18 protein-coding genes are annotated in these 18,426 nt (G+C 50.6%); 11 read left to right on the forward strand and 7 right to left on the reverse strand.

Annotated elements, in window-relative coordinates; translation table 11 throughout:
* Positions 1-22: 22 nt before the first annotated feature.
* Both JW883_01955 and JW883_01960 read right to left on the reverse strand, forming a co-directional pair.
* Positions 23-448, reverse strand: coding sequence for a DUF134 domain-containing protein (locus JW883_01955; GenBank protein MBN1841028.1), 426 nt, complete (start codon positions 446-448; stop codon positions 23-25).
* Positions 449-720: 272 nt separating this feature from the next.
* Positions 721-2,412, reverse strand: a complete 1,692-nt coding sequence (locus tag JW883_01960) for a YcaO-like family protein (protein ID MBN1841029.1) — start codon at positions 2,410-2,412, stop codon at positions 721-723.
* 125 nt (positions 2,413-2,537) lie between these two features.
* Between JW883_01960 and JW883_01965 the strand changes: the two genes are divergently transcribed.
* The 3 genes from JW883_01965 (at position 2,538) to JW883_01975 (ending at position 6,006) form a co-directional block, all read left to right on the forward strand.
* The gene (locus tag JW883_01965) at positions 2,538-3,185 is read left to right on the forward strand and encodes a YkgJ family cysteine cluster protein (protein MBN1841030.1); all 648 of its coding nucleotides are present in this window, start codon (positions 2,538-2,540) and stop codon (positions 3,183-3,185) included.
* Between the two features lie 16 nt (positions 3,186-3,201).
* A complete protein-coding gene (locus tag JW883_01970) occupies positions 3,202-3,549 on the forward strand; it encodes a hypothetical protein (GenBank protein ID MBN1841031.1) in 348 nt (115 codons plus the stop codon).
* A gap of 138 nt (positions 3,550-3,687) precedes the next feature.
* The gene (locus tag JW883_01975) at positions 3,688-6,006 is read left to right on the forward strand and encodes a radical SAM protein (protein MBN1841032.1); all 2,319 of its coding nucleotides are present in this window, start codon (positions 3,688-3,690) and stop codon (positions 6,004-6,006) included.
* A gap of 43 nt (positions 6,007-6,049) precedes the next feature.
* Here the strand turns inward: JW883_01975 and JW883_01980 are convergent, their stop codons facing one another.
* Positions 6,050-6,421, reverse strand: coding sequence for a hypothetical protein (locus JW883_01980; protein MBN1841033.1), 372 nt, complete (start codon positions 6,419-6,421; stop codon positions 6,050-6,052).
* 153 nt (positions 6,422-6,574) lie between these two features.
* On the opposite strand from JW883_01980, the gene JW883_01985 reads away from it, so the two are divergent.
* Positions 6,575-7,384: a 50S ribosomal protein L11 methyltransferase gene (locus tag JW883_01985; GenBank protein MBN1841034.1), complete on the forward strand. Its 810-nt coding sequence runs from the start codon at positions 6,575-6,577 to the stop codon at positions 7,382-7,384.
* A gap of 16 nt (positions 7,385-7,400) precedes the next feature.
* Here JW883_01985 and JW883_01990 read toward each other — a convergent pair whose 3' ends face one another.
* A complete protein-coding gene (locus JW883_01990; GenBank protein ID MBN1841035.1) occupies positions 7,401-8,711 on the reverse strand; it encodes a YcaO-like family protein in 1,311 nt (436 codons plus the stop codon).
* A 556-nt stretch (positions 8,712-9,267) separates the two neighbouring features.
* On the opposite strand from JW883_01990, the gene JW883_01995 reads away from it, so the two are divergent.
* The 7 genes from JW883_01995 to JW883_02025 all read left to right on the forward strand — a co-directional run bounded on the left by JW883_01995 (position 9,268) and on the right by JW883_02025 (position 16,480).
* Positions 9,268-9,600: a hypothetical protein gene (locus JW883_01995; GenBank protein ID MBN1841036.1), complete on the forward strand. Its 333-nt coding sequence runs from the start codon at positions 9,268-9,270 to the stop codon at positions 9,598-9,600.
* Positions 9,601-9,863: 263 nt separating this feature from the next.
* Complete coding sequence (locus tag JW883_02000) at positions 9,864-10,484, forward strand: tetratricopeptide repeat protein (protein ID MBN1841037.1); 621 nt, start codon at positions 9,864-9,866, stop codon at positions 10,482-10,484.
* Between the two features lie 313 nt (positions 10,485-10,797).
* A complete protein-coding gene (locus JW883_02005) occupies positions 10,798-11,928 on the forward strand; it encodes a hypothetical protein (protein ID MBN1841038.1) in 1,131 nt (376 codons plus the stop codon).
* Between the two features lie 243 nt (positions 11,929-12,171).
* A complete protein-coding gene (gene dsrA, locus JW883_02010) occupies positions 12,172-13,494 on the forward strand; it encodes a dissimilatory-type sulfite reductase subunit alpha (GenBank protein ID MBN1841039.1) in 1,323 nt (440 codons plus the stop codon).
* Between the two features lie 12 nt (positions 13,495-13,506).
* Entirely contained in the window at positions 13,507-14,658 is a 1,152-nt protein-coding gene (gene dsrB / locus JW883_02015) for a dissimilatory-type sulfite reductase subunit beta (GenBank protein ID MBN1841040.1), read from the forward strand.
* Between the two features lie 107 nt (positions 14,659-14,765).
* The gene (locus JW883_02020) at positions 14,766-15,002 is read left to right on the forward strand and encodes a dissimilatory sulfite reductase D family protein (GenBank protein MBN1841041.1); all 237 of its coding nucleotides are present in this window, start codon (positions 14,766-14,768) and stop codon (positions 15,000-15,002) included.
* Between the two features lie 47 nt (positions 15,003-15,049).
* The gene (locus tag JW883_02025; protein MBN1841042.1) at positions 15,050-16,480 is read left to right on the forward strand and encodes a cobyrinate a,c-diamide synthase; all 1,431 of its coding nucleotides are present in this window, start codon (positions 15,050-15,052) and stop codon (positions 16,478-16,480) included.
* A gap of 50 nt (positions 16,481-16,530) precedes the next feature.
* Here JW883_02025 and JW883_02030 read toward each other — a convergent pair whose 3' ends face one another.
* The 3 genes from JW883_02030 to tatA all read right to left on the reverse strand — a co-directional run bounded on the left by JW883_02030 (position 16,531) and on the right by tatA (position 18,276).
* Positions 16,531-16,986, reverse strand: coding sequence for a cytochrome c3 family protein (locus tag JW883_02030; protein ID MBN1841043.1), 456 nt, complete (start codon positions 16,984-16,986; stop codon positions 16,531-16,533).
* 113 nt (positions 16,987-17,099) lie between these two features.
* A complete protein-coding gene (gene tatC / locus JW883_02035; protein MBN1841044.1) occupies positions 17,100-17,861 on the reverse strand; it encodes a twin-arginine translocase subunit TatC in 762 nt (253 codons plus the stop codon).
* Entirely contained in the window at positions 17,854-18,276 is a 423-nt protein-coding gene (gene tatA, locus JW883_02040; GenBank protein ID MBN1841045.1) for a twin-arginine translocase TatA/TatE family subunit, read from the reverse strand. The genes tatC and tatA overlap by 8 nt, the downstream gene beginning before the upstream one ends.
* Positions 18,277-18,426: the final 150 nt, after the last annotated feature.

Below are 18,426 nucleotides of genomic sequence, written 5' to 3' on the forward strand. Positions count from 1 at the left end.
CGCCTCCTTTTTTGGTTTCTTTCTATCCCTTTTCCCCTACTCGGTGGAACTCGTCATGTCCGCATGACGGACATTGTTGCGGTGACCCTGTAGCAGGCGGCTCTTCCCACCAGCATTGGCAGCCATCACACAAGAAGACTCGGTTGACCAAGGTGTCCACTCTTTCATAGTTGCCACCGTCCACACTGATCGCCTTGCCGTGTATTAAGGCGTCTGCCACAATCTTTCGGGCCTGTTCAATAATACGTCCAAATGTTGCCCTCGACACCCCCATCTGTTTGCCCGCTTCTTCGTGAGACATGTTGAGGAAATCAGCCAGTCTCAAGGCCTCAAGTTCATCCACGGTCAACTGGACCTGCTCCAGTTCCATCATGGGGACACCCCGTGGTTTGAAATAGTTTATTTCAGGGTCGATCTCTACAAGACGACTTTTAAGTGGTCTTACCATGATGGCACCGTTATGAAATCGTTCCGCGATCCTAATTAACCGGACACAACTGGAACAGTAATCGTTATGAGTATATGCCAAAAACTACTTTAAGCACCCGAGTGGGGGTTGTCAAGACAAAATCGCTCCGTGACAAAATCGCTGCGCGATTTTGTACAGCGCGGCGTTGGCGCTTCAAACAAGGAGTGCCTACCGAAATCATTGCGTATCAGATTGAGTTCGGTCCCCAAAATGTCTCTTTAGTACCAGGATATGCCGTGGCCGGATTGCCGTCATTGTGAAGCCTTCAGGTAATGGACAAATTGCCGGAGGCTCAGGGTGGAAAACCGGTCGAATTCGGCAAACATCTCGAGACCGGGTACCAGGGCCTTCACTACAGGTATGTCCAGATCCTTTCTCGTCAGGTTGACATAAATGGGCCGGTAGCCGTTTATGACCAAAAGCCTTTCCAAAAGCCTCAGGTCCTGGCTGATGTCCCCTGACGAATAATCCGGAAGGTGGTCAAGCTTTATGGTCTTTAGACCCTCAGGCTTTGCCATTGAGGAGAACCACGAGGAGTGGAACGGCACTTCGATCAGGGCTGACACAGCGGCCCTTCTCGCGTCGAGATGGGCTGCGCATCCTTTGAGGATTTTTCCTTCAGGGCCAACAATGAAAGCTTTGTAACAGGGAACGCCCAACTCAGACGTGATGTCCAGGAATTGGATCCGGACACCCCCCTTTGTGCAACGTTGGGAAATGCCCCTTACTTGAGGATCGTCATAATCCAGCGAGAAACACCTCTCGCGGGAATAGGGCATAATCCTTTCCCCATCTCTTTCTATGACCTCAAGCAAACCATTCAGCTTGGCCTCCTCAAGGGTATTTCCCGAGGCAAGACCGGTGGAGGGTACGCCGGTTGTGAGGCTTATTTCATCAAGATTGCAGAACAGAAACACTATTTGGGCCGGCACATAGGCCGGATGTGCCCCCTTTTCATCCACACTTTCACCGGAAATCCAATAGAGAGGCTGGTTTTCATAGGGCGCCTCAAGACACATGTCGTTGGGGTCTAACACCTCAGAAGATCCTTTTTTCAAGTCTTCATAACGCGCATGAATCAATAGGTGGCCGTGTTTGTAATGGAGAGCCCTTTCAGAGTCAAAACCGGCAAAGGCCGAGCGCCTTTCAACTATTTCCATCAAGCACGAAGCCTTTGCCTGGTCAATATTGAGTCCCTTACCATAGCTCGTCTGGGTGCCGTTCAATTGCCAATGGTTTCTCCCCACGGACACGCTAACATGAAGATGCCACGGTATCTGAATGGCGTAAGGACTGAGGCTGCCCGGAGTTTTCATTTCCGGGCCCATCCTAAGGTCAACGGCTTTCAGCGCCTCCACGGCCTTTCGCGAGGTTTCCGCGGGATTGAATCCAGCCGCGGCGTCTCCTCTGGATATTGCCGGCGCGCGTTGACGCAGCAGGTCTGTGATGGGGACCACTCTCTTGTGCCAGGCATCCATTGTCTCACGATCAAAGAGAATGGGATGCTGTAAATCCTTTGGGAGGCTTGCCGGTTTGTGCCGGAGGATGTTTTCGGAAAACAGCTTGAGCCAGTAGGCTTTTTGGTCGAGGTCTTTTCTCAAGGACCAGTTGATATAGATCAAGGGTGTATTTCTTGCCAGGCTTTTAATGTCAGTTTTGCGGAATTCATTTTTCAAGGCACGCAATCTGTCGTTCAGGATGCAGGCTTCATACATCAGTGCCATAAGGTGGGGGTCGTCGTTTTTACCCCTTTCTATCAATTGGCGAGTCAAGTTTGGCCCGAAGGTTCCTGCCAGGTGCAAGAGATACTTATGCAAAAACTCATCGTTGGGATGTTCCCGGATGTAGTCAAGGCCGTCTTCAAAATCAAGATCCTTAACGGGCATGGGTGCAAACCATCCGGTCCCCAACTCTGTGCCCAGATGTTCGAGTTCATATCTCATGATGTGACGGGAGGTAAACACTTACTTCGGATAAAGTAAAGCGCTGGTCTTGTCAACACTGATTGGTCGTTGACAGCCATGCCGGATCTTTGTTATCAAGACAAGATTAAATCCAGTGAGGGAGGATCATGTTGGATTTTTCAAAGACTTTCGAGAAATACGAGGCCCTGGTTTCCGAGGCTGACAAGATTTTTAAGGCCGTGCAGGAAAGCCACGGGGATTGCGTGCGCTGCGAGGTCCATTGCTGTGACTGCTGCTATGCCGTGTTTGATCTCACGCTTGTCGAATCGGTCTATATCAACTACCATTTCAACAAATCGCTCGCCAGGAAAGAGCGTCGTCCGATTATCAGACGGGCCGAAAAAGCAGATCGCAAATATTATCAGATCAAACAAAAGCTTCAGAAAATGTACATAGACAAGGGAAAACCTCCTGAAGAGGTATTTTCGCAGTTGGCCCAGGAGCGAGTACAATGTCCCCTTCTCAATGACAAGGACCTGTGTGACCTGTATGCCCGGCGGCCCATTACGTGCAGAGTCTATGGCATTCCGACCTCGATCGGGGGGGCTGCCCATATTTGCGGAAAAGCCGGTTTTAAGGAGGGGGTCGCCTATCCCACGGTCAATCTCGACAATATGAATGACCGCCTTTTTGAGCTGTCTAAAGAACTTCTTGATGAGATTGGATCAAAGAACTCAAAGATGCATATGGGGCTTGTGCCTGTTTCAGTGGCCTTGATGACTGACTATGACGAACAATATTTTGGGGTTTGATTGAGGAGGTACCCATATGCGGAAACTGTCCCCTGAAGAGGAAGAAAGAAAGAAATTCATTTTTGACAGCATGTCTCCCAGGCGGCAAAAGCACATCCTCAAAAAAGAAGGCTACGACGAATGGGATCCCTTTATTGAGCCAAAAGATCCCATTGATATGCGTACGGCGAAGTCGAACCATACAGCCATTCAGTTGGCCAGGGAATTCCTGGCTACCTGGGACACGCAAGAATATAGCAATGACTTCGGCCAGGGGGTCTGGGAAATCTGTCTGGGAATCATTAAGGACGACGACCGGTATAAGGGTATGTACGAATTTTCCTGTTGGTACCGGGAATTGCTGAAAAAACAGGGTCAGGCGTGACCGGAGGATGCCGTCATCTACAGGTGTTCACTTAAACCCGACAAACATAGGCCCAACAAATACGCTGAAAATGTCGTCTTGGTCAAATCCGCAATCTATACTGTTTTCAAGGCGTGAGCCGCAAATTCGCAATCCTATATGTCTGCCCATTTTCTCTTCATTCATATCAACCTGTTAGCTCCCATTGCGTCTCCGGATACCATCCCCATATCCGAGGCCACAATACTTGCCCATTTGAAAAACCACGGGTTCACCGGAGAGATCCTGGGGGACTTTGCCGACAGCCCCCTGAAACCCAGGGTTTTGGCAAAGGCCATCCACACGAACCAACCGCTTGTCATCGGCTTTACTGCTTACCAGGAAAACATAGAGCAGATAAGGCTCTGGGCCCGGTTTGCCAAGAAGTTATCCCCTGCTGTCAAGATCATTATCGGAGGGCCTCAGGTAACCTTCATGCCAGGCGAGGGCTTGAAACATATGCCGGAGATCGATTTTCTTTGCAGGGGCGAAGGGGAGGATGTCATGTTGGGTCTTGCGCAGGCCCTTACAGAGGGGACAGATATCAGCGCTGTCCGGGGGCTGTGTCTCCTGCAGGAAGATGAAATCATTGAGACCGGTGTGGCACATGGCGCGAAAGACCTCGATACGTATGCCTCTCCGTATCTGATGGACCTGATCGATTTGCGGCACAAGCAACGGGTGGTGATGTTAACCTCACGGGGATGCTCCTACCAGTGTGCCTTCTGTTACACTCCAAGAGCGAGCGGCGGCAGGGTCAGATTTTATTCGCCGGAGCGGATTACGGCGGAGATGAAACACCTCAAGTCCAAAGGTATCACGGCATTTTGGTTTGCTGATACGAATTTTTCCGTTTCTCGAAAGCGTCTGGTCACCCTTCTTGAGGCCATCATTAGAGAGGCGCCGGGGATTAGCTTCTGGTGCCAGACCAGATACGATCTTGTTAACCGTGAACTGCTATCCTTGCTCAGCCGCGCCGGCGCCGATAATGTGGCCTACGGACTTGAGTCGGCGAACCCTGCAGTTCTTGAAAAGATTAAGAAACCGATTGATCTGGAGCGCCTTTCGGAGGTTATTCGCCTGACCCAGGAGGCCGGCATGAATGTGGAACTCTTCAGCATGTTTGGTCTTGCCGGGGAAAGCATTGACCAGGCGCTGGGCACCCTGGCATTTGTAAAAAATAACCGGGTGGCCGTCGAAGGGAACTCCATATCCCAGCAAGCCCATCTTTTTTTCGGCACCCCCATGAGTGATGACCCCGCAGGATACGGTATCCGTCCTTTTCGCTACACACGACCTGCTTACTTGAGTGTATGCAGAGACTACGAGACCGATACCATGTCGGCTGATGAAATCCGACGTATGAGTCTGATATGGAGGTTAAACCGTAACGATCTTGCCGAAGATGTGCGGGCAGGCAGAAATCTTTTCCACAGGGCCGCATTTATTACTCAAAACCGCAGCGCCCTGACGGATCGGCCTGAGGCCACCTGTTTGCTGGCCCGCATATATCTTGCCCTTGAAGAATATGGAGCGGCTCTGGATTGCATGAGGCTTTTGGACAAAGACTTTCCCGGAAACCCGGCTGTTAAAGAGCTTCTGCAAGGCCCCTTTTTGTGTTTCAAGGTGAGCCGGGAGACGGCCCGGCCCGGATTCAGGGTGATATACGACTGCCAGGGTAAGGCTGATGGCAGGGTGGTGCCTCTAACATGCGCCAGGTTTCAGGAAGCGATACTTGGCAAGGAAACGCTCTTGCCGGAATTCGAGAAGCGCCTTGTGGGTATGGGGCCGGGGGAGTACGCACGATTTGACATGACCTTTCCGGTTGCCTATGGGCAGAGGGATCTGGCCGGCAAAGTCGTCACCTTTCGAGTTCACGTGCATCACACCATGGAACCGATGACAGTAAAAAACTACCAGGACCTGGATGAGGAGACATTGCGTAACGCATACGCGTTGGAGGATACGCAAGCATTGCGGCAACACAATATCGACCTTTTTTACAAGACGCTTCGTGGAGCCACGATAAAGGGCGTGATGCCTGAGATAAGCGATGCTTTGATGCTCATAAACCTTTATCTTAAGCTTGGATTTGTGGACCCGGCGACCGTTCTCACCAAGGGACTTCCGGGAAATCCAGTAATCCGGTCCCATGCAGCCCATATATTTCGTGTGAATGCCAAGCCGGAGAAGGCGCTGGAGATACTGAACGAGACAGGAGAAGACGGACCGAGGGCAAGGTTGGTCCGGGCACAGACCCTTTTTGATTTGAACAGACTGGAAGAATCCGAGGCGATTGCCAAGGACTTGAATCTGCCGAACAATATCCAGCTTGAGGAGCTTCGGGTAAAACTCGCTGCCAGGCTAGGCCTGTCCGTGGAAACTTATCTTGACAGGGAGGAGAGGCTCCTGGATGCAAAGACGCAGGCGATATTGTGAGGCCAAGGGGCTCCTCAACCGCCAGAAATTCTGAGACGTTCGCTCAGCGGACGGACTTTGAGTACTTAAGCTTCACAAAGACGAAGGCACCCAGGCCGCTCCTGTAGGCCGGACGGCCGCCCAGGACTCTGTGATCACCGGGGTGGTAGCCGTCAAGGTATCTTATTTCATAGTCCTTGTCGGCTTCCATGTCCAATGCCTTATCCCAATCGTCATCACAGGCACAGGCAATGGCTTCCATCAAAGCGTCTCCGAGATTGTGTCCGGTCACGTCATAGACGCCAACGGCTCCGCAGGGGCAAAGCCACTTGAAAAAGTCCCCTTCGCGTCTGGGGTCTACTTCCGGGGGTCTCCCGAAGGCCTGTCCGCAGAAAGGGCAGCGCGGTTTCTCTGATTCTCTGTAGGCTGGGGACAAGGTGGACATCTTAGTTTGAAAGATTAGGAAATTTGAAAATTCGTATTTCTTTCGGATTTGCGGGTGACGCCTTGAAAACAGCACGATATTCGGATTTGCGGCTGCCGCCTTGAGAACAGTACCGATTTATGATGCAACCTTAGGCCGTGCCTTATGATCCAAAATCTAAAACAGATAATATACAACACAGTCATCGAAGCCAACAGAAAAATGACCCCCGGTGAGGTCGAAAAGGCTGTTGCCGGTATCAGTGGTATCGACAGAAAGACTGTCAGGCTTGCTATCAAGGATTTGGTCGGTCTGGGGGAGCTCAGCTACACATATCTTTATGGCACCAGCTTCTTGGAAAAATCATTTGACAGGCCGGTGCGGATTTCCAAAAGGATTGTGATCAAGCCGCCCGGCAAGGCGTACCGACCACAACCGGAAGAGGTGGTAATCGATCTGGCAGCCGGAGCAGCTTTTGGAAATGGTGCCCATCCAACTACCTGTCTGGCCTTGCAAGCCTTGGATTTTGCCTTAGGTGATAAAATTGAGTCACAGCGCAAGCCCTCCGTGACAGGGTTAGATGTCGGGACAGGCACGGGCGTGCTGGCTATTGCATTGGCTAAACTGGGTGTTCAAGAAGTCATTGGCATTGACATTGATGCCTGTGCCATATCCGAGGCAACGCAAAACGTCTGCTTGAACAATCTTGCTGCACGAGTTGCCATCTCGAACGCGCCATTGGAGGACCTCAAGACGTGCTTTTCCGTTGTTGTGGCCAATTTGGCTTACCCAACGCTCAGGAGGCTATCATCCCTTCTATCAGAAAAGATGGAGCAAAATGGGGTTTTGGTTCTTTCAGGTTTCAAGGAGCCCGCATCGAAAGATCTTGGAAAAACCTATGCAGAACAAGGCCTCAGATTGATCCGGGAAGAAACAGACCGCGAATGGGTCTGTCTTGTGTTACGTAAGTCCTGAACCACATATTGCCACTTCATGCAAAAAAACTCTGCATTATCTTGCCAAATTCTTCTCCACGCCACGCAGTGGAAGGTCTTGTTGCTTCAGATACGAGAATGTCTTGTCTTAAGAAAGGTAGAAAATCAGAAACCCGTGGGATAATTACTCTTACCACCGGGAAATTCAACACCGGATGGGTGTGGTCTAATATTATACAATCGGTATCGAACAGTTTACATATCCTTTTGAGTTCCTCAATCTCGCCAAGAACATCTTTGATTTTCATGTTCTTATAAGTTGTAGTTTCTCCTTGTTCAAGAAATGAGATGTCTTTTAGAGAAATACTGCATTTCATCAGCAAGTAATGATCATTAACGTGAGACCTGTGGACAACTGGTCTATCCAACTGTGGACGGGGAGCTAATAGAGTTTCCCGGCCTTGCATGCTTTCCGTAAAGCACCTTGTCAGACCTTCGTCCAGATTGAAAGACACGCCCGGTATCAATATTCTATGTTCCAGGCGATCAGGGCGCAGGTTGTTGTTGATGAAGAGAACGCCTATGGCGGGCAACAGTCCGTCAAGAGAAAGATCCTTAATTATCATATCAACATTGTTTTCCTGATAGAATCTAATCATGTCCCTTATGGCTGGATTGTCCACGGAATCCAAATCAATTGAGGGAACTGTTTTTTCGGGTTTGATTACTTTTATTTGGACATGACGTTCAAATATTTCACATGTGGCCTGAATCATCGCCTCTTCGATTGTATTTCCCGCCGCCATCCCGTTAGACCCGTGAATATATGCAATAAAATTGGCCGGAACCTTCACTGTCTCTTTATGGACTATTGAAAAACCGTCAACCCAATGACTGGCCATTCTGCTGTTCTTGATGTCCTCAATGTCTCTGCCTGTCAGATGACGTTCGTTGGCCAGCAAGGTTTCTATCCTTAGGGGATTGTCCAAATCGTCCTGGTGGGCGTGTACATATCCCCCCATCCACTCAGAATTTAGAAACCTGTCAGTTGCTTCGTTGTAAAGGGCGGGAGCGTTAAACCTTACCTGTTCTTCAAAAACCGGATAGAACAGCCCGGCGCTGAGCCGTTCAGCCAGTTCTGCATAGGCGCTGGCCTCCGCAAGCTCCGGGGTGATGCCTTTTCCATTACAGACGATTCTGATTGAATCAATCCATGTCCGCCCCCAATAGATAGTGTCCGACACCCGAAAGGCGGCGTATCCAACGTCGAGCCCCAATTTTCGTAACCCGTCCTTTATTCTGTGAATTGTATTGGACGGAATGTCGCATTTGCCATACTCGTTTCTGACCCGATTCTGAAATTCCATTCAGACTCTTACTCCCGAGGATAGAATGATACAGAACTCCCTTTTTTGTGCGGTAGTATACGGAGATATGGCCTTGTGTGTCAAGGTTGATGAAGTCGTAAAAAGTCGTCACTCCGGTGAAAACCGGAGTCCAGAGCCTTTGTAACTTGCTGAATAAACTGGGTTCCGGCTTTCGCCCGCCTGCGGGCCAGAGCCTATGGCGGAGAGCCCGGAATGACAGTCCGCCGGAGGCGGATTTCGACTTTTTACGAGACCGTCAGGGTCAAAGGGGCCACAATATGTACCGCTTTTGGATTGGGTTGTGGCTTCATCCGTTTCATTGATGCTTCACTGCTCTTGACAGGAGAGCAGTGTTGTAATATACGAAACTGATCTTTTGGAATTGGCATAATTACCGTGTAAAAAAAAGTTCTGCGAACGGAAGGGGGGGTGCGCGTTTTCGGCAGGAAGCATATCGTATGAAGAGGAATTATCTTCTTTTGAGTCCGCCGGAGGCGGACGTTATATAAAATCGCAGAGCGATTTTATGAAGCGATTTTATTGAGGAGGTGTGCAGATGGCAGACTATTACATCAATGTCTTCTTGGATGATGCAAAACTCAAGCAGGTTGAAGATGCCGGGTTGACCGACAAGATTCAAGAAATAGATGGCAAGAAAGCGATTCAGGTAGAGGTCAACAAGAAGGAACAAAAGAAGCTTGTGAAAGGCTTCCCGGAATTAACCTTTGATTCTTCGAATGCCGGCGTACTTCCAGAAAACGGAGAGAATATCTTGATGGGCTTTATAACGGATAATAAGAGCCTGGACATCATGAAGTATGCAATTATACAGCTTTACAAGCCTCTTGCTGGAAGGGATATATCCGGAAGGGGCACGGGGGCGCGTTAGTGATGTGCAACGATGAAACTCTACAATCCTTTTGCAGGCAAGGCGCCTCGTTCGATTTTAACGAGGGCTCATGTCATTGAATAATTTGCAGGTGGTATGCCGGCTTCTATGAAGAACATGCCACTTAAGGAGGGAATGGGCCCTTGGACTTATTCCCTCCTTTTTTGGCCCGTTTAGTTGGCAAAAGCGTCAACGAGCCAAACGGGCTCAATGGGCAGACCGGTCCAACGGCTCAATGGGTACACAGGCCAAAGGGGAACTTTGTGAAAGAACCAAAAACAACCAGAGAATATATTGAGGAACAGGTACGGACACTTGCCAAGAGCCCAGAGTGCGGCACCACGCATTATAACCTCGCCGTGGGCCTGATCGCTGAAGGTAAGTGGAATGATGCTGTGGAAGAACTTATGGCAGCCGTAAATGAATGCCCCACCCTTGGAGAGGCTTACGTGGCGCTGGGTGGCATCTCTTTGCATAAGGGAGACTTGAACGCCTGCATCAGGTATAATAAGCAGGCGATTGAGGTCAGGCCAAAATTTGCCCAACCCTATGGAAATATTGGTTTTGCCTATGTGCAGAGGGGTGAACCGGAGACGGCGGTTGATTTCCTGGAAAAAGCGGTCTCCATTAACCCAGAGTTTATCCAGGCCCACAGTACCCTTGCAAGCGCCTATATCATGCAGGGCAGACTGGACGATGCCATTGCTGCTGCCAACAGGGCCCTGGAGCTTGATGCCACCTTTGCGGTTGCCCACAACAACCTTGCCCTGGCTTATTTTGAGAAGGGAGCCTATAAGCAGGCTATTGAGTATTGCGATAAGGCCCTGGCCAACGGATTTGACGTTGAGGCGAAGTTTTTGAAAGAGCTGGAGCAGTATCGGTGAGTCTACGTTTGGGACTTTCCATACGCCTTGTATGGCCGTCCATGGCGGCGTGGGGTGCTGGGCTTGGCATAATAGGTGCCTAAAGTGCCTAAAATTATATCGGAATCCCTGAATCGGAAATGCTCTTAACACCTACATCCTTAGCTCGCTTTCATCATCGCTTGAATCTTCCCAATTTGGGCGAATCCCGTGAGTCACCTCATTGGCGCTCCGAACCAGAGCTTTGACTGAAGTCCACCAACCCAGGATTAAGTGCCTCTTCCCAACCCCTCAAGGTCCTGTCCCCTTCAATGACCACATGTTCCAGGCTCCCATGCGCGTGACTCGTTGCGAGGCTGGTGCGCGTGACGTTTCTGCCTTAAGTTATAGCGGGTATTTTGAGGGGATTACGCAGGTCATCTCAAGAGACGGCTATGGACTGCTCGTTGATGCTACAGCAAGGCGACTGGCAAGAGATCTCCTTTTGTCTGATATTCAAGAGATCCTGATTTATGCGGAAAAGCAGGGCAGCGACTACCACCCGGCCAGGATCGAGGTGATGGTTGGCGACCTTCGCGTCCCCTTTGTCATGAACGTAGCTGTTTCGGCAAGGGGAAAGGCCCGGCTGTGCAGCGAGTTTGACGTGTTGCAGCATCTTGGGAGAAAATATGGTCTCCCCTTTTTACCCCGGGCCTATTTTTACGGTGAAGCCTCTTGCGGTTCAGGGCATAACGGTGAGGCTGACACGTTCCTTCCTATGTTTTTGGCGGATTGGTTTGAAGGATATCACGAATGCCACCTTTCAGTTGACAGAGAGGATGGTTCTCAGGGACTCGTCCTTTGGGATACGGACAAGGGTCATTGCCACCTTCGTCCTTCGCACTCGTCACAGGTATACCGTCAGGCAGCAAGGATTTTGACCCTGTATTATGATGTGGAGACCTTTGAACAGATCTTCCCATGGCACCATGCGGCAGGTGACTTCATAGTGAAGGCAGCGGAAGAATCCCTGGATGTCAGGCTGGTCACTGCAAGGCAATACGGCTCCATGATGGACCGCTCCGAAGGGATTTCGGTCCAGGAGGGCTTGCTCTTTTTTCTGTTGAATCTGTCTTTGAGGATGCGGCTGGACCGCTTAGACGGTGTGGGCGCTGTTGCATGGGCCGATGATGGATGTCTGGATGCCACCCTGCAGGGTTTTCTGGAAGGCCTAAGGGTCCATGAACGACAAGGGATGATTGATATGGGTTTTGTGGAAGATTTCGTTAGACAATGCGGTTTGGTAACCAAGCAAGACCTCTCAGAGAGATTCCATGCCCTTATTGATGCCTGTGATCAAGCCGCCCCGGACATGCCTGTGATCAGAGACCATTTGAAAAGGCATATCTCGAGATTTCATTCAGCCTTTCAAGGTTTGGAGGATTCGCGGTTTTTAACCACAACGAGACCGGAAACGACCCTATAATCCAAGGTTTTTTTTGTTGACAAACCGCGCAAATAAGTCTATAGGCAAAACTTGCACAAGCGTGTTTTCATCTTTTTTTAGAGAGTCCACTTGCACAACACACAATTTTTCTTTGCACGCACTATTATCATTATGGGTTGCGTGCGGAGATCATTGAAGAGTGAGAGGAGGTGAGGGGGTACTTTACTTTATTGGGAACCGGCTACAAACAGATTTCTAAAATAATCAAATGGAGGTGGAATAATGGTTGAATTTAAACACAAAACTCCAAAGATCGATCAACTGGAAACCGGACCGTGGACGAGTTTTGTTTCAGACATCAAGCGTGAACACGAGTCCAGGATGGAAAATCCAAAAGGGATCGATTTCCAGTTTAACCAGAATTGCTGTGAAGACCTTCTGGGTGTGCTTGAATTATCGTATGAACACGGCAGGACCCACTGGAAGCACGGCGGCATTGTCGGCGTGTTCGGATACGGCGGCGGCGTCATCGGCCGGTATTGCGACCAGCCTGAGATGTTTCCGGCTGTGGCGCACTTTCACACCCTTCGTGTCAACCAACCCATGGGGCACTATTACACCACTGAGTACCTGGAGCAACTCATGGACCTGTGGGAAAGACGCGGCAGCGGCCTCACCAACATGCACGGCGCCACGGGTGACATCATCTTTCTTGGGACGAGCACACCCCAGTTGGAAGAGGTGTTCTTTGAATTGACCCACAACATAAACCAGGATCTGGGTGGTTCAGGGTCGAACCTGCGCACCCCGTCTGATTGCATGGGTCAGTCCATGTGTGAGTTCGCGTGTTACGACACTCAGGAGTTCTGTTACCAAATGACCATGGAATATCAGGACGAGCTGCATCGACCTGCGTTCCCTTATAAATTCAAGTTCAAATTTGATGGCTGCCCCAACTGCTGCGTGGCCTCTATTGCCCGGTCTGACTTATCCTTTATCGGCACCTGGCGCGATGATATCCGCATCGATCAGGAGGCAGTTAAGGCGTATGTAGGCGGAGAATTGAAGCCTAATGGCGGTTCCCATGCAGGTCGTGACTGGGGCCCATTCGACATCCAGAAAGAGGTGATCGATCTTTGCCCCACGGAATGTATGCGATGGGACGGCAGCAAGCTCGAAATCAACACCCCCGAATGTACTCGGTGCATGCACTGCATCAATGTCATGCCCAGGGCGCTTCGAGTAGGCCTTGATAGGGGTTGTTCTGTCCTGGCCGGCGCCAAGGCCCCCATCCTGGATGGCGCCCAGATGGCTACATTAATTGTGCCCTTTATTAAGGTAGAGCCGCCCTATGATGAGGTCAAGGAAACGATCGTTGAACCGATCTGGGATTGGTGGATGGAAGAGGGCAAGAACCGCGAGCGCCTTGGCGAGCTGATCAAGCGGCAGGGTATGCAGAAGCTCCTGGATGTGACAGGTTTCAAGGCCATTCCGCAGATGATTCAGGAACCTCGATCCAATCCGTACGTTTTCTGGAAGGAAGATGAGGTTCCCGGCGGATTTAAACGCGATATCAACGAATTCAGAAAGTATCATCAAAGATAGGGGGTGACAACAATGGCATTTATTTCTTCAGGATATAATCCCGACAAACCGATGGAGAACAGAATCACGGATATTGGACCGAGATATTATGAAGAGTTCTATCCACCAATCATCAAGAAAAACAAAGGCAAATGGCTGTACCACGAGATTCTCGAGCCGGGCATTGTGGTTCATGTGGCTGAAAGCGGAGACGAACTCTATGCGATCCGGGTTGGCGGCTGCCGTCTTATGAGCGTATCTCACATCCGTGAGATCATGGAGTTGGCCGACAAATACGGTGACGGCTATGTCCGGTGGACTACGCGAAACAACGTAGAATTCATGACGGACAGCAAGGATAAGGCTATGGCCTTGAAGGACGACCTGCTGAGCCGGAAGCAACCCGGCGGCTGTTACAAGTTCCCCATAGGGGGTACGGGTGCTTCCATTACCAATATTGTACATACCCAGGGCTGGATTCACTGCCACACGCCGGCAACAGATGCCTCTGGCACGGTCAAGTGCACGATGGACGCTCTGTTCGACCAATGGGAAAACATGAAGCTTCCGGCCAAGCTCAGGGTCTCCATGGCCTGCTGCCTGAACATGTGCGGCGCGGTCCACTGCTCAGACATTGCCATCCTGGGTTATCACCGCAAACCGCCCATGATTGACGCGGAATATATTGACAAGATGTGCGAGATTCCTCTTGCCATTGCGGCGTGCCCCACGGCAGCCATCAAGCCGGCCAAATATGAAACGGCGGACGGCAAAAAGCTAAACTCCGTGGCTGTCAACGAGGAGCGGTGCATGTTCTGCGGCAACTGCTACACCATGTGCCCGTCCATGCCTCTTGCTGATACGGAAGGGGATGGTATCGTGCTCATGGCAGGCGGTAAGATATCAAACAGGATAGACGCACCCAAGTTTTCCAAGGTCGTGGTCGCGTTTATTGAGAATGAACCGCCCCGCTGGCCGACATTGACCAAAACAATCAAGAGGATAGTGGACGCATATTCGGCTGATGCGAGAAAATACGAGCGGCTGGGCCAATGGGCCGAAAGGATCGGCTGGGAGAAGTTCTTTGAGAAGTGCGAACTTGAATTTACCCATCATCTCATCGATGATTTCCGTGACCCGGCGTATTACACCTGGCGCCAAAGCACCAATTTTAAGTTTACCTAAACCGCATAATTAATATTGCAATCATTCCCTTTGCCCTCTTCCGCCTACGGCGGAGAGAGGGCGAGGGGAGCGAAAAGATACTTAGCACATACGAAAAGAGGCAAGACATGGACGAAGAAGCAGCCAAAAAGTTAATCGTAGAGAGTCTACAGAAAAAGAAGGGCAAGTCCAAATTCTATCTGAAGGACTTTTATAAGATGTTGCCCGATGAGAAGAACAGAGAGGTAAAGAACCTGGTCAACAAGATGGTCGGTGAAGGGACCCTTGAGTACTGGTCCAGCGGGAGCACTACGCTGATCGGTCTTAAGGGGGCAGGCAAGCAGGCCCACACAGAAGAAGACTAAAATAGGGCCAGCCTGTGTCCTTTTTGGGCTGAGTAGACCATTTACTTATGGCTTATCCCCGGATTTTAATTTCTGCCCTGCGCGGGGGTTCGGGGAAGACGATAGTCTCACTCGGGATGATCGCATCCTGGCAAAAGCGCGGGATGGTCATTGCCCCCTTTAAGAAGGGACCGGATTTTATTGACGCGGGCTGGCTGGCCCTGGCTGCCGGCCGGCCCTGTCATAATCTGGACGCCTTCTTGGTGCCCGCCGAGAACATTCTCCTTTCTTTTACACGCCACACGCTTGCCGCCGACGTTGCAGTCATTGAGGGTAATCGAGGTCTATACGACGGCATTGACCTTGAAGGCGCTACCAGTACGTCAGAACTCGCCAAACTCCTGAAAGCCCCTGTAGTCCTTGTCATCGATTGCACCAAGAGCACGCGCACGGTAGCTGCCGTGGTCAAAGGGTGCATCCGATTCGATCCCGATGTCCGCATTTGCGGAGTCATTCTCAACCGGATAGCCGGCGCCCGCCACGAGTCAATTCTCCGACAAACTGTCGAACATTACTGCGCCGTTCCTGTTCTTGGCGCCATACCCAGGATCAAAGCAGAGGCCTTTCCGGAAAGACATATGGGGCTTGTCCCCACGCCTGAGCATGGCCGGGCCGATACGTCCGTCCAAAAGGCGGCTGATATGGCTGAGCAATATCTGGATTTGGAGAGGCTCCTTGGCATTGCCAGGGAGGCGCCGCGTCTCGTAGCCGATGAAATCCCCCCCGGCCCCCCTTTGACCCTTACCCCCCCCCTTGATAAAGGGGGGCAGGGGGGATTTAGGGGGATTTTCAAGGACGCACCGCCTCGTATTGGGGTGATCCGGGACGCTGCATTCCAGTTTTATTATCCTGAAAACCTGGAGGCCCTTGAGGCCGCCGGGGCCGAGGTTGTCACGGTGAGCGCCCTGACAGATCAGCGGCTTCCGAGCCTGGACGGCCTTTACATCGGCGGCGGTTTTCCGGAAACCCAGGCACAAGCCCTGGCAGAAAACCAAGGGTTCCGGGAGGATGTGCGCCGGCTGGCTGAAGATGGGCTTCCCGTCTATGCCGAATGCGGCGGGCTGATGTATTTAGGCGAATCTCTGGTCCTGGACGGCGTGACTTATCCCATGGCAGGGGTCCTTCCCGTTGTCTTCGGGTTTTCCAGGCGGCCGGAGGGGCACGGCTACACGATCTTTGAGGTGGAAAAGCCCAACCCTTATTTTGAAACCGGCATGCGGGTTCGGGGCCATGAGTTTCATTATTCCAAGGTATTGAGCTGGAAAGGAAAACCAGAGGATCTGGCCTTCCGGATGGTCCGGGGGGAAGGATTTGACGGCAGAAGCGACGGTCTTTGCTACAAGAAGACCCTCGCCACCTACACGCACATTCATGCCCTGGGAACCCCTTCCTGGGCCGAGAAAATGGTTGAGGCAGCGGTTTTGTATCAAAAAAAATAGGGTAAGGTCGGAAAGACGCTTACCCTATTCTTATTTCTCGTCCGTCGCCTTTACTTTTTCTCGGGCTTAGGATGGCAGTCCTTGCATGCCGTGGGTCCGGTAGGCTTGGCCGCCTTCTTCAGATCCTTGTGACACCCCACACAGTTCTCATGAATCGCTGAGTAGTGGTACTTTTTGATCTTTTCCTTCTTGGGTATCTTTGTCTCGCCCTTCTTTTCCTTGGGCGCCTTTGCTTCTGTGTGACAGGCATCACACTTTTGGACTGCCTCGCCCTCTTTCCATACGTTCTTGCCATCCTTGTAAACATGATGGCAATCGGCGCAGGCAATCTTGTAATCCACGTTGTGTTTCTTGTGGGTAAAGGTTACCAGAACCTTTTTGTGCTTTTTATAGACCTTTGAGTTCATAGTCATGGTATCAGCCGGGTCTGTGGCGTAACCGACTGAAAAGAGAAACACAACGGCGATGGCTGTCACCGTTAGAATTAACAATGATTGTTTCTTCATAAGCCGCTTTCACCTCCTTTCTTGAATTTGATCAACAAAAAACGCTAAACACCTGTAGATAGAAATGGTTTGCGGATATCAGAGTTTTCCATAAGTGTCAAGAATAAAACCTCTTATCCAGCGGTTTCTTGAGGTTCCTCCACGTCTTGCTTGGCCTTCTTTTTTCCAAACACCCTTGCCCCTACAATACTTACCTCGTAGAGTACGATCAGTGGGCCGGACATCATGATCTGGGTGATGACGTCCGGCGGAGTCAGGATAGCTGAAAATATGAAGAAGAGGAGGATAGCGTACTTGCGCTTGGCCTTAAGGAACTGGACGTCCACTATACCGAGTTTAGCGAGAAAGGTTACAAAAAGCGGAAGTTCAAAGACGATGCCAAACGCAAAGAGAAGTTTGGAGGAAAAACCGAGATATTCTTTCATCGACGGGAGGGGCCTAATAGCATCAGATGCAAACCCCATAAAAAACTTGAACCCAAAAGGAAAGACAACAAAATAGCCAAACAAGGCTCCGCCTAAAAAGAAGAAAGAAGAGAGGAACACAATCGGAAAAACCCAGCGTTTTTCTTTGTCGTATAGTCCCGGAGCAATGAACATCCAAACCTCGTACATAATGACAGGCACGGCCAAAAGAATCCCTGCAAGAAAAGCGACTTTCAGATAGGTGAAAAAGGCCTCGGGGAGTGCGGTGTAGATGAGCTTTTCCTCCGGGGGCATGGCCGTGAGGAGGGGCTGCATGAGGATATTAAAGAGCGTCTTTGAAAAAAAATAACAGACGAGAAAGCCGATGCCGATTGCAATAAAGCATACGATCAGACGCTTGCGAAGCTCATCAAGATGGGAGGTGAAAGGGATCTTGTCGTCTTCAGGCATCTCTGGAAGGCCCTTTCTGCTCCTGCCCCTGGTCTTCCTCTTGTTGAGATGTATCCGCGACAGGCCCTGCCGGAGCTCCCTTGACGTCCTCTTCAAAGGTATGTTCCAGGTCCTCTTCCGACACAGAGTCATCGTCTGCTTCTGATGCATTGTTTTTGTGAACAGAAGCAGCGCCTGCGGCCATTGATTCGTGAACGGTCTTTTGAATATCCCCCTTGATCTCTTTTATCGTATCCTTGGCCTCCTTGAAGTCATTGTCTACTTCAATGCTTTGCTTCAGGTCCTGCGTGGCTTTCTTGAACTCCGCGATACCCCGTCCCAGGGATTTGGCGATTTCAGGAAGCTTTTTCGGGCCAAGGACGATCAGGGCAATAGCCAGAATCAATATAATCTCCGGCATTCCCATGCCAAACATAAGCAACTCCCTACTTGCTTAATATTTTGGAAATATGGATAAAAAATTATACAAATTATAACGATATCTCGGTTCTGTGTCAAGGCATATCAGAACAGCTTGCACACAATTATATTGACAACAAATCCGACCTTCCCTAAACTGCTTTTT

The sequence above is a fragment of the Deltaproteobacteria bacterium genome, assembly GCA_016930875.1.
Taxonomy (GTDB): Bacteria; Desulfobacterota; Desulfobacteria; order Desulfobacterales.

Coding starts and splice junctions, on each gene's coding strand:
- JW883_01955 (MBN1841028.1), bottom strand. CDS start 448: ATGGTAAGACCACTTAAAAGTCGTCTTGTAGAGATCGACCCTGAAATA.
- JW883_01960 (MBN1841029.1), bottom strand. CDS start 2,412: ATGAGATATGAACTCGAACATCTGGGCACAGAGTTGGGGACCGGATGG.
- JW883_01970 (MBN1841031.1), top strand. CDS start 3,202: ATGCGGAAACTGTCCCCTGAAGAGGAAGAAAGAAAGAAATTCATTTTT.
- JW883_01975 (MBN1841032.1), top strand. CDS start 3,688: ATGTCTGCCCATTTTCTCTTCATTCATATCAACCTGTTAGCTCCCATT.
- JW883_01985 (MBN1841034.1), top strand. CDS start 6,575: ATGATCCAAAATCTAAAACAGATAATATACAACACAGTCATCGAAGCC.
- JW883_01990 (MBN1841035.1), bottom strand. CDS start 8,711: ATGGAATTTCAGAATCGGGTCAGAAACGAGTATGGCAAATGCGACATT.
- JW883_01995 (MBN1841036.1), top strand. CDS start 9,268: ATGGCAGACTATTACATCAATGTCTTCTTGGATGATGCAAAACTCAAG.
- JW883_02005 (MBN1841038.1), top strand. CDS start 10,798: ATGCGCGTGACTCGTTGCGAGGCTGGTGCGCGTGACGTTTCTGCCTTA.
- dsrA (MBN1841039.1), top strand. CDS start 12,172: ATGGTTGAATTTAAACACAAAACTCCAAAGATCGATCAACTGGAAACC.
- dsrB (MBN1841040.1), top strand. CDS start 13,507: ATGGCATTTATTTCTTCAGGATATAATCCCGACAAACCGATGGAGAAC.
- JW883_02020 (MBN1841041.1), top strand. CDS start 14,766: ATGGACGAAGAAGCAGCCAAAAAGTTAATCGTAGAGAGTCTACAGAAA.
- JW883_02025 (MBN1841042.1), top strand. CDS start 15,050: ATGGCTTATCCCCGGATTTTAATTTCTGCCCTGCGCGGGGGTTCGGGG.
- JW883_02030 (MBN1841043.1), bottom strand. CDS start 16,986: ATGAAGAAACAATCATTGTTAATTCTAACGGTGACAGCCATCGCCGTT.
- tatC (MBN1841044.1), bottom strand. CDS start 17,861: ATGCCTGAAGACGACAAGATCCCTTTCACCTCCCATCTTGATGAGCTT.
- tatA (MBN1841045.1), bottom strand. CDS start 18,276: ATGTTTGGCATGGGAATGCCGGAGATTATATTGATTCTGGCTATTGCC.